The organism is Kocuria tytonicola (genome assembly GCF_003687455.1).
In the GTDB taxonomy this organism is placed as follows: Bacteria; Actinomycetota; Actinomycetes; order Actinomycetales; family Micrococcaceae; genus Kocuria; species Kocuria tytonicola.
In genome coordinates this window covers 1-10,369 of the sequence record NZ_PHOA01000085.1, presented here as the reverse complement: position 1 = coordinate 10,369, position 10,369 = coordinate 1, and the positions used below count along the sequence as shown (strand labels likewise).

Sequence of the window (10,369 nt, the reverse complement as noted above, 5' to 3'; positions counted from 1 at the left end):
GGGCCGGCGCCCCGGGGGGGCACCGGCCCCACGGGCGGGCGGGATCGCACAGGCGGTCCCGCCCGCTCCGTCGTGCCCGGGCACGGCCCCGCCGGACGACGACGCCGCCCGCGCCCTCCCTGCCCCGGCGTGCCTGTGCGGGCAGCGCCGGGACAGCCGTCACGCCCCGGTCCTGCCCGCCCTCCGTCCACGCAGGTCGCCGCCGTTGCAGGCACGCGCAGTGGCTACCGGCCCCACCTCGCCCGGCACCCGGGCGACGGACCGCAGGAACCGGGCGCAGCGGCGTCGTCGGCGGCGGGAAAACTGGGCGTGACGTGGGAGGACGCGGGGTTTGTGACGTGTTTGTGACGGTGACTCGTGGGGGTTACCGGGCGGTCTGTACGTTGGAACGGCTCGCCCCATCCCCACCCGAGGAGCACCCATGACCACCTCCGCAGAGAGCACGGAGCGCTCGCAGACGGCGCAGTCCGGCCGCGTGCGCGGACCCCGCAAGGGCACCGATCTGGGCCAGTGGAAGGTCAGCGGACGCACCCCCCTGAACCACAACGAGGAGTTCAAGGCGGAGGAGAACTCGCTCAACGTCCAGCGGCGGATCATCGAGGAGTACTCGAAGACGGGCTACGCCTCGATCCCCTCGGACGACGTCCACGGCCGGTTCCGCTGGCTTGGCCTCTACACGCAGCGCAAGCAGGGCGTGGCGGGCGCGAACACCTCCAAGCTGGACGCCGAGTCCCTCTCGGACGAGTACTTCATGCAGCGCATCCGCCTGGACGGCGGGCAGCTGAGCACCGGGCAGGCGCGCGTGCTGGGGGAGATCTCCCGCGAGTTCGCGCGCGGCACCGCGGACGTCTCGGACCGGCAGAACATCCAGCTGCACTGGATCCGCATCGAGGACGTCCCCGAGATCTGGGACCGCCTGGAGGCCGTGGGACTCACCACGCTGGAGGCGTGCGGTGACACCCCGCGCGTGTTCCTGGGCAGCCCCGTGGCCGGTGTGGAGAAGAACGCCGTCATCGACCCCTCGCCGCAGCTGGCCGCGCTGCGCGAGGAGTTCATCGGCAACCCCGAGTACGTGAACCTGCCGCGCAAGTTCAAGACCGCCATCACGGGCAGCCCCACGCTGGACGTGGTGCACGAGATCAACGACGTCAGCTTCGTGGGCGTGAACCACCCCGAGCTGGGCCCGGGCTACGACCTGTGGGTGGGCGGCGCGCTGTCCGTGGCCCCGCGCCTGGGGGAGCGCCTGGGCGTCTTCGTGGCGCCCGAGGACGTGGTCCCGGTGTGGGCCGGGGTGTGCGGGATCTTCCGCGACTACGGCTACCGCAAGCAGCGCACCAAGGCCCGCCTGAAGTTCCTGCTGGCCGAGTGGGGCCCCGAGAGGTTCCGCCAGGTGCTGCAGGACGAGTACCTGGGCCGCGCACTGCCGGACGGCCCCGCCCCCGAGCGCGCGGTGGGCCACGCGGACCACGTGGGCGTGCACGAGCAGGTGGACGGCAACCGCTGGGTGGGCTTCGCGCTCACCGCGGGCCGGCTCTCCGGGGATGCCCTGGTGGCCCTGGCCGACGCCGCCGAGGCCGCCGGTTCCGGGCGCATCCGCCTCACCCCGCACCAGAAGGTGCTGGTGCTGGACGTGCCCGAGAACAACGTGGAGGGGTTGATCGAGGCGCTGGCCCCGCACGGGCTGCACGCCAAGCCCAGCCCGTTCCGCCGCTCCACCATTGCGTGCACCGGCATCGAGTTCTGCAAGCTCGCGTTCGTGGAGACCAAGGGCCTGGCCGCCCGGGTGATCGACGACATGGAGCAGCGCCTCACGGACGTGGAGATCCCCACCCCCATCTCCCTGCACATCAACGGCTGCCCCAACTCTTGCGCCCGCATCCAGACCGCGGACATCGGGCTCAAGGGCCAGTACATCGGGGAGGAGTACGTGTTCCAGGTGCACCTGGGCGGCGGTCTGGCCTCCCCGGACCGCGAGGAGGGTGGGCTGGGCCGCACGGTGCGCGGGCTCAAGGTCACCGCGGACGACCTCTCCGACTACGTGGAGCGCGTGACCCGCACCTTCCTGCGGGAGCGCGGCCCCGACCAGTCTTTCGCCGAGTGGGCGCTTTCCGCCGAGGAGGATTCCCTGAGATGACCACCACTGACGTGACAACCACCCCGGGCCGCGAGCGCTCCGCGGAGGAGCTCAAGGCCCTCGTCGAGGACGCCCAGCGGCGCTTCGGCGAGCGGGACGCGGACCCGGACGAGGTGCTCGCGTGGGCCGCGGAGACCTTCGGGAAGAAGCTGGCCGTGGCGTGCTCGATGGCCTCGGACACCGTGGTGCCCGCGCTCGTGAGCACGCACCTCAAGGGCGTGGACGTGCTGTTCCTGGAGACGGGTTACCACTTCCCCGAGACCCTGCAGACCCGCGACGAGTTCGCCCGGGACTGGCCCGTGAACGTGCGCACCCTGCTGCCCGAGCTCACCGTCCCGGAGCAGGACGAGAAGTACGGCGCCAAGCTCCACGACCGCGACCCCGGGCTGTGCTGCGGGATGCGCAAGGTCGCCCCGCTGGACAGGGCACTGGCCGGGTACGAGGCCTGGGTGACCGGGCTGCGTCGTGAAGAGACGCCGCACCGCGCGAACGCCGCGCCCGTGGAGTGGGACGAGCACCACCAGATGGTCAAGATCAACGCCATCGTGGACTGGACCTTCGACCACGTGGTCGCGTACGCCGAGGAGAACCTGGTGGTGGTCAACCCGCTGCTGAGCCAGGGCTACCCGTCCATCGGGTGCGCCCCGTGCACGCGGAAGGTCGCCCCTGGGGAAGATCCCCGCGCCGGACGCTGGTCCGGCGTGGGCAAGACGGAATGCGGGATCCACCTGTGAGCACCACGACTGCCCCCACCGAGACTGCGCTGACCCAGCTGCAGCGGCTCGAGGCCGAGTCCATCCACATTTTCCGCGAGACCGCGGCGGAGGGCGAGCGCCCCGTGCTGCTGTTCTCCGGCGGCAAGGACTCGGTGGTCATGCTGCACCTGGCCGCGAAGGCCTTCTGGCCGGCACCCATCCCGTTCCCCGTGCTGCACGTGGACACCGGGCACAACTTCCCGGAGGTCCTGGAATTCCGGGACCGCACGGTGGAGCGCCTGCACATCCGCCTGGAAGTCGCGAAGGTCCAGGACTACATCGACGACGGCCGCCTGGCCGAGCGCCCGGACGGCACCCGCAACCAGCTGCAGACCGTTCCCCTGCTGGACGCGATCACCGAGGGCCGCCACGACGTGGTCTACGGGGGCGCCCGGCGGGACGAGGAGAAGGCCCGCGCCAAGGAGCGGATCATCAGCCTGCGGGACGAGTTCGGCCAGTGGGACCCCCGCAACCAGCGCCCCGAGCTGTGGAGCCTGTACAACACGCGCCACCGCCCCGGGGAGCACGTGCGGGTGTTCCCGCTGTCCAACTGGACCGAGCTGGACATCTGGTCCTACATCACCGAGCAGGGCATCGAGCTGCCCTCCCTCTACTACGCCCACGAGCGGGACGTGGTGAGCCGGGACGGCATGTGGCTCGCGGTGGGCGAGCACGTGAGCCCGCGCGAGGACGAAACCGTGCAGACCCGCACCGTGCGCTACCGCACCGTGGGGGACATGAGCTGCACGGGCGCCGTCGAGTCCCCTGCCGCCACCGCCGCAGACGTGCTGGCCGAGGTCAGGACCAGCACGCTCACCGAGCGCGGGGCCACCCGCGCGGACGACCGCGTGTCCGAGGCCGCCATGGAGGACCGCAAACGAGAGGGCTACTTCTAGAGATGAGCACCGAGAACACGCCGCGCCTGTTGCGGATCGCCACGGCCGGGAGCGTGGACGACGGCAAGTCCACCCTGGTGGGCCGGCTGCTGCACGACACCAAGAACATCCTTGTGGACCAGCTGGAGGCCATCGAGCGGGTCAGCCAGTCCCGCGGGCTGAGCTCCGCGGACCTGGCCCTGCTGACCGACGGGCTGCGGGCGGAGCGGGAGCAGGGCATCACGATCGACGTGGCCTACCGCTACTTCGCCACCCCCGCCCGCAGCTTCATCCTGGCCGACTGCCCCGGTCACGTGCAGTACACCCGCAACACGGTCACCGGCGCCTCCACCGCGGACGCGCTGATCGTGCTGGTGGACGTGACCCACGGGATCGTGGAGCAGACCCGGCGCCACCTGGCCGTGGCCGCACTGCTGGGCGTGCCGCACCTGATCGTGGCGGTCAACAAGATCGACCTGGTGGCGGACGCCCAGGACGCCTTCGGGGCGCTGGACCGTGACCTGCACGCGCTCGCCGGGGAGCTCGGGGTGCTGGACCTGCAGACCATCCCGGTCTCCGCGCTGCGCGGGGACAACGTGGTGGAGCCGTCCGCGGCCACACCCTGGTACCCGGGTCCGTCCCTGCTGGGCTGGCTCGAGGACCTCCCCGACTCCTCCCAGCTCATCCGCTCCGAGCCGTTCGCCCTGCCGGTGCAGACCGTGATCCGCCCGCAGTCCGCGGCGGTTTCCCCGGAGTTCACGGACTACCGCGGCTACGCCGGTCAGGTGGCCGCGGGCTCGGTGTCCGTGGGCGACGCCGTGACCGTGCAGCCCGCCGGGCGCACCACCGAGGTCACGCGCATCGACGTGGCCGGGGCCCCTGCCGAGCACGCCGTGGCCGGGCAGTCCGTCACCCTGAGCCTCGCGGACCAGATCGACATCACCCGCGGGGACCTGATCGCCACTCCCGCCGCCGCGCCGCAGGGCTCCAAGACCGTGGACGCCGTGGTGTGCTGGCTGGACGACGAGAACCCCCTGCGCGAGGGCCAGCGCGTGCTGCTCAAGCACACCACGCGCGTGGTCCGCGGCATCGTGGGCTCCCTGGACGGGCGCCTGAACCTGGAGAGCCTCGCCGCGGAGTCCGTGGGCTCGTTCGAGCTCAACGACATCGGGCGCGTGAGCATCCGCGTGGCCGAGCCCCTGTTCACCACGGCCTACACGGCCTCGCACGCACTGGGCTCGTTCCTGCTGATCGACCCGCGGTCCGGGCGCACCCAGGCCGCGGGCATGGTCCAGGACGACAGCGTCCACACCCCGGGCGTGCTCGGCAATCTCCGCGCGGATGCGGGGGAGTGGGCCATCTGAGCCCCCTGTAGGCCCACGACGCCGCCCGGCCGGCTCCGCGCATGGCTTACCGCCGCGGCGTCGGCTGTGCGTGTCGGCGGAGCTGGGTAGCGTCACCGGTGTGATCACGCCCAGCCTGCTCTCCGCCACCACCGTCCTGCGGGTCCTCGCGCTGCGGGGCATGCAGCACCTGGTGGTGTCACCGGGCTCGCGCTCGGCACCCCTGGCCTACGCCGCGGCGGCGGCCCACGCGAGCGGTGCGCTCACGGTGCACGTGCGGATCGACGAGCGGGACGCCGGTTTCACCGCGCTCGGGATCGCACGCTCCACCGGACGGCCGTGCGCGGTGGTCACCACGAGCGGCACCGCCGTGGGGGAGCTGCTGCCCGCCGTCATGGAGGCCTCCCACGCGGGGGCGCCCGTGGTGGTGCTCAGCGCGGACCGCCCGCCCGAGCTGCGCGGCACGGGCGCCAACCAGACCACCCAGCAACCGGGGATGTTCTCCCACTTCGTGCGCGCCGCGCTGGACCTGCTGCCCCCGGAAGGCTCGGACCTCACGGACGGCGAGCACCGCGAGGACCTCGAGTACCTGCTGCGCGACCCCCTGACCGCACTCGCAGGGCACCGCGAGGACGCCCCCGGCCCCGTGCACCTCAACGTCGCCCTGCGCGACCCCCTCTTCCCGAGGTCCGGGGCCGACCACGCCCACCTGCAGGACTGGGCCCGGGACCTCGCCGCCGAGCTGGCCCGCGTCCGCTCCGCCCGGGCCCCGGAACCGGTGGGGCACCCGTGGTCGGTGCTGCCCGAGCCCTTCCTGCCTTCCCGGGTGCTCCGGGAGGACGACCCCGGTGCCCAGGGCGCTTTGCTCGCCGAGGGCACCTCCGCCTTCCACGTGACCGGGGCCGATCCCGGCCGCCCCCCGCGGCACACCCACCGTGCAGACGCCGCGAGCGACGAGCCGGCCCCCGCAGCCCCCGGTGCCCGTCGCAGCCCGCGCCCGCACATCGTCGTGGAACCGCCGTCCCACCCCGTGGTGTTCGCGGGCGACGGCGCGGGGCTCACCACCGCACGGTTCGCACGTGAGCACGGCATGCCGCTGCTGGCCGAGCCGTCCTCCAACGCCCGGACGGGGGAGGCCATAGCCTCCTACGAGAGCCTCCTGGCCTCCCCGCTCGGGGCACGGGTGGATGCCGTGGTCCTGGTGGGGCGGCCCACCCTGAGCCGCTCCGTCGCGGCGCTGCTCAAACGTGAGGACGTGCGGGTGGTGGCCGTGCGCCCCGAACCCGCCCCGTGGTTCGTCCCCGGGCGCCGGCCCGAGGAGGAGGTGGCCTCCTTCGCGGAGGCCGCGAGCGCCGTCGGACCCGTGGCGGACGGGTGGCTGCGGACGTGGCGGGAGGCCGGGGCCGCCGCGGATGCCGCCGTGCTGCGGTACGCGAACGCCCAGCAGGAGCTGACCCGGCTGCACGTGGCGCGGGCGGTGTGGGATGCCGGCTGCCAGGACGGCTCGGTGCTCGTGGTGGGATCCTCCACCGTGGTGCGGGACGTGGACCTCGCGGCACGCGCGCAGTCCCCGGTGCCGGTGGTGGCGAACCGTGGTCTGGCGGGGATCGACGGCACGGTGGCCACCGCGCACGGCGTGGCGCTGGGCACCGGACGGCCCGTGCGCGCGGTCATGGGGGACCTCACGTTCCTGCACGACGCGGGCGGGCTGCTCCTGGGGCCGGGGGAACAGGTCCCGGACGTGGACACGGTGGTGGTCAACGACTCCGGCGGGGGCATCTTCCAGACGCTCGAGCACGGCGCACTGGGCCGGGACGAACGGTACACCGCGGCGGTCGAGAGGTTCTTCGGAACCTCGCACCGGGCCGGGATCGCGGAGCTGTGCGCCGCCTACGGCGTGGCGCACGTGCGCGCGGAGACGGCCATCGAGCTCACGGCGGCGCTCGCGGTCCCGGTGGTGGGCCGCCGGGTGGTCGAGGTGGTGCTCGAACGGGAGACCCTGCGGGACTTCAACGCGGCCGCCCGGCGCGAGGGCAGCCGTGCGGTGGAGGAGTTCCTCGCCGGGCGGTGACCCCCGGGTGCGAGGGCGGGGTCCTCTCCTGCCGGACGATCTGCGCGGCGCGGGACGGAGCCCCTCGCTAGCATGGCGGCATGAGCGAACAGACGGCACAGCAGAGCACACCCCGCACGGCACTGGTCACGGGAGCCACGCGCGGGATCGGACGGGCCATCGCCCAGGACCTCGCCCGGGACCACGTCGTCCTCGTGGGCGGACGCTCCGCCGAGGACGTGGAGCGCGTGCGCGGTGAACTGGCCGGGCTGGGACCGGGCACCCGCGCGTTCGTCGCGGACGTGAGCGACGACGAGCAGGTGGCCGCCGCGTGGGCACCCCTGCGGGACGAGTTCCACGGGCTGAACGTCCTGGTGCACTCGGCGGGGATCGCCCCGCAGTCCCGCGTGGCGGACGCCCCGCGGGAGATGTGGGAGCAGATCTTCGACGTCAACGTGATCTCCGTGGCCCAGCTGACCCGGCTCACCCTGCCGGAGCTGCGCGCCGCCCACGGTGACGTGGTGGCCATCAACTCCGGCTCCGGCTTCACCTCCAACCCCTCCGCGGCGCTGTACTCCGGCACCAAGTTCGCGCTGCGGGCGCTGACGGACGCGCTGCGCGAGGAGGAGCGGGAGAACGCGGTCCGCGTGTCCTCGGTGCACCCGGGCCGCGTGGCCACGGACATGCAGGAGCAGCTGCACGAGTACATGGGCCGGGAGTACCGCCCGGAGGAGTGGATCCGCCCCGAGCAGATCGCCGCGGCGGTGCGTCTGGTGGTGGACGCGGACCGGACCTCGGAGGTGGAGGTCGTCTCGGTGCGTCCCTCCGGGATGCACTGACGCGGGCACCCGGTTCCGGCGCACCACGGCGCGGGCACACCAAGGCGCAGGAACACCAGGGCACTGCCCCCGGGGCGCGGGTACGCCGGCGGGGACGTCCCGGGCCGGCCGAGGGTGAGGGGCGGGTCTACAGCCCCATCCACTCCGCCTTGAGCCGGTCCACCGTGCCGTCGCGCGTGACCCGGTCCAGGGTGCGGTTCACGGCGCCGAGGACCTCGGTGTTGCCCTTCTTCACGGCCACGCCGAGGTTCTCGTTGGTGTCCACGGTCTGGGCGAGCCGCAGGTCCGGGTGGTTCTTGGCCTCCCAGGACAGCGTGGAGATGTTCCCGGACACCGCCTCGACCTCCCCGGAGCGCAGGGCCTGGAACATCTGCCCCACGTCCTCGAACTCCTGCACGGCGAGCTTCCTGTCCCTCGCGTACTGCTCCCCGGAGCTCGCGCGCTGGACGCCCACGGTCGCCCGGCCCACGGAGCCGAATCCCGTGATGCCGGAGTCCTTCGCGGTGAGCAGCGCGATCTGGTCGTTGAAGTACGGCTGGGAGAAGTCCACGTCCCGCCGCCGCTGCGCGGTGATGGTCATGCCGGAGATCGCGGCGTCGCACCGGCCCGTGTCCAGTGCGTCACCGGAGACCAGCGTGTGGAAGTCCGCCTGCACCACCTGCAGGCTCCTGCCCATGTCGTGGGCGATCTCCTGCCCCAGGGACATGTCGAAGCCCACGGTCTTGCCGTCGCGCTCGAACTCGAACGGCGCGTAGGGGGAGTCGGTGCACACCGTGAACGTCCCGGCGCTGCCGCTCGCACCGGCCTGTTCCCCCGAGGACGAGCCGCACCCCGCGAGCGCCAGCCCCACCGCCCAGACGGCGGCGAGCACGGGCGCGGACCGGCGCGCAGTGGCCATGGGAACTCCTCGTCGAGTGGTCCTGGACGTGTGGCGATCGTACTATGCGCCTCACCCTTCCGGAGGGGGTCCCACTCGCGGGGCTGTTCAGCGTGCGGGCAGCGACTCCAGCATGGGCCGCAGCTTGGCCCACGTCTCCGCGAGCTCGGCGCAGGGGTCGGACTCCGCGACGATCCCGCACCCGGCACTGACCCGCGCACGGTGCGCGTCCAGCTGGACCGCCCCGCGCAGGGCGATGCCCCACTCGCCGTTACCGGCGCCGTCGAGCCAGCCCACGGGCCCGGCGTAGAGGCCGCGGTCCATGCGCTCGAGGTCCTCGATCACGGCGCCCGCGGTCTCGGTGGGGGTGCCGCACACCGCGGCGGTGGGGTGCACCGCCTCCGCGAGCTCCAGCGCGGAGGGCAGGGTGCCGTCCACGCCGGCGCGCAGCCGGGCGGTGACGTCCGAGGCGAGGTGCCAGACGTTCGGCAGGTCCAGGATGAACGGCCGCTCGCCGCCCGAGACCTCGTCCGCGTACGGGGACAGACCGGCGACCAGCGACTCCACGGCGAAGCGGTGCTCGCGCTGCTGCTTCTCGGAGCCGCCCAGCTCGGTGATGGCGAAGTCATCGGGGTTCGCCCCGTCCGGGAGGTCCTGCCGGTCCAGCGTCCCGGCGAGCACGCGCGCGGACGCCGTGCCGCGGTGCACGCGGACGAGCATCTCCGGGGTCGCGCCCAGCAGCCGCCCGGACCCCTCCTCCGGTGAGTCCTCGTCCCCGAGCCGCACGCAGTACGTCCAGCACGTGGCAAAGCGCTCGCTGAGCCGCCCCAGCACCGCGCCCAGCTCGATGGGCCGCCCGGTGTCCACCACCACGTCCCGCGCGAGCACGAGCTTGTCCAGCTCGCCCGCCCGGATCATGGCCACGCCGTCCGCCACCGCGGCCATCCACTCGCCTTCGTCCAGCGTGCCGGGCACGGCCGTGGGGTACGACGACGCCGCGCCGCCGGCCGCGGGTCCGTCCAGCCGCTCCGGGGTGGCGCCCGCGACGGGCCCGGGGGCCACGCGTGCCAGACGGGACCAGGCGGCGCCGACGTCCGCGGGGGTGGGCACGGTGGCTCCGGGCACGATCAGGGTCAGCCACGCGGCGTCGTCGTCGGTGCCCACCACGAGTTCGGGGACCACGAGTCCGGAGGCCGCGGTGGAGGAGGGGGCGAAGGCGAAGGCGCCGAGCGCGAGCAGTCCCGTTCCCGGGCGGCGGACCCGGTCCTCGACCGCGGCGTCCTGGCGCACGGCGTCCCACCACACGCGCGCGGCGGTGAACCGGGTGCCACCGCGGACCCGGAACGTGGCCGCGCGGCCGAGCCCCACGAGTCCCTGGCCGCGCACGATCCACGTGGCGGGATCGGGGCCGTCCAGCAGGCGGCGGACGTCCGGGTCGCGTGCGAATCCGGCGGCGGAGGGGACGTCCGAGAGGGGGAGGGTGAGCGCGCTCAGGG

Annotated in this window: 8 protein-coding genes; 6 read left to right on the top strand and 2 right to left on the bottom strand. The window is 73.5% G+C overall.

What is annotated here, in order from left to right; all coding sequences use genetic code 11:
- Window positions 1-421 precede the first annotated feature (421 nt).
- From CWC38_RS09215 to CWC38_RS09190, 6 genes are all read left to right on the top strand, one after another.
- Window positions 422-2,134, top strand: a complete 1,713-nt coding sequence (locus tag CWC38_RS09215; protein ID WP_121846469.1) for a nitrite/sulfite reductase — start codon at window positions 422-424, stop codon at window positions 2,132-2,134.
- Window positions 2,131-2,868 carry a phosphoadenylyl-sulfate reductase gene (locus CWC38_RS09210; protein ID WP_121846468.1) on the top strand — a complete coding sequence of 246 codons (738 nt, stop codon included), beginning with the start codon at window positions 2,131-2,133 and terminating at the stop codon, window positions 2,866-2,868. Before CWC38_RS09215 ends, CWC38_RS09210 begins: the two co-directional genes overlap by 4 nt.
- Window positions 2,850-3,785 carry a sulfate adenylyltransferase subunit CysD gene (cysD, locus tag CWC38_RS09205; RefSeq protein ID WP_121846467.1) on the top strand — a complete coding sequence of 312 codons (936 nt, stop codon included), beginning with the start codon at window positions 2,850-2,852 and terminating at the stop codon, window positions 3,783-3,785. The genes CWC38_RS09210 and cysD overlap by 19 nt, the downstream gene beginning before the upstream one ends.
- Before the next feature lie 2 nt (window positions 3,786-3,787).
- Window positions 3,788-5,128, top strand: coding sequence for a sulfate adenylyltransferase subunit 1 (locus tag CWC38_RS09200; RefSeq protein WP_121846466.1), 1,341 nt, complete (start codon window positions 3,788-3,790; stop codon window positions 5,126-5,128).
- A 100-nt stretch (window positions 5,129-5,228) separates the two neighbouring features.
- Window positions 5,229-7,178, top strand: a complete 1,950-nt coding sequence (gene menD, locus CWC38_RS09195; protein ID WP_121846465.1) for a 2-succinyl-5-enolpyruvyl-6-hydroxy-3-cyclohexene-1-carboxylate synthase — start codon at window positions 5,229-5,231, stop codon at window positions 7,176-7,178.
- Between the two features lie 80 nt (window positions 7,179-7,258).
- Window positions 7,259-7,996 (top strand): SDR family oxidoreductase, encoded by a 738-nt coding sequence (locus CWC38_RS09190; protein WP_121846464.1) that lies wholly within the window; start codon window positions 7,259-7,261, stop codon window positions 7,994-7,996.
- Between the two features lie 127 nt (window positions 7,997-8,123).
- Here the strand turns inward: CWC38_RS09190 and CWC38_RS09185 are convergent, their stop codons facing one another.
- Together CWC38_RS09185 and CWC38_RS09180 are read right to left on the bottom strand one after the other, a co-directional pair.
- The gene (locus CWC38_RS09185; protein WP_121846463.1) at window positions 8,124-8,894 is read right to left on the bottom strand and encodes an ABC transporter substrate-binding protein; all 771 of its coding nucleotides are present in this window, start codon (window positions 8,892-8,894) and stop codon (window positions 8,124-8,126) included.
- Between the two features lie 87 nt (window positions 8,895-8,981).
- Window positions 8,982-10,367, bottom strand: a complete 1,386-nt coding sequence (locus CWC38_RS09180; protein WP_240625189.1) for an isochorismate synthase — start codon at window positions 10,365-10,367, stop codon at window positions 8,982-8,984.
- Window positions 10,368-10,369 lie beyond the last annotated feature (2 nt).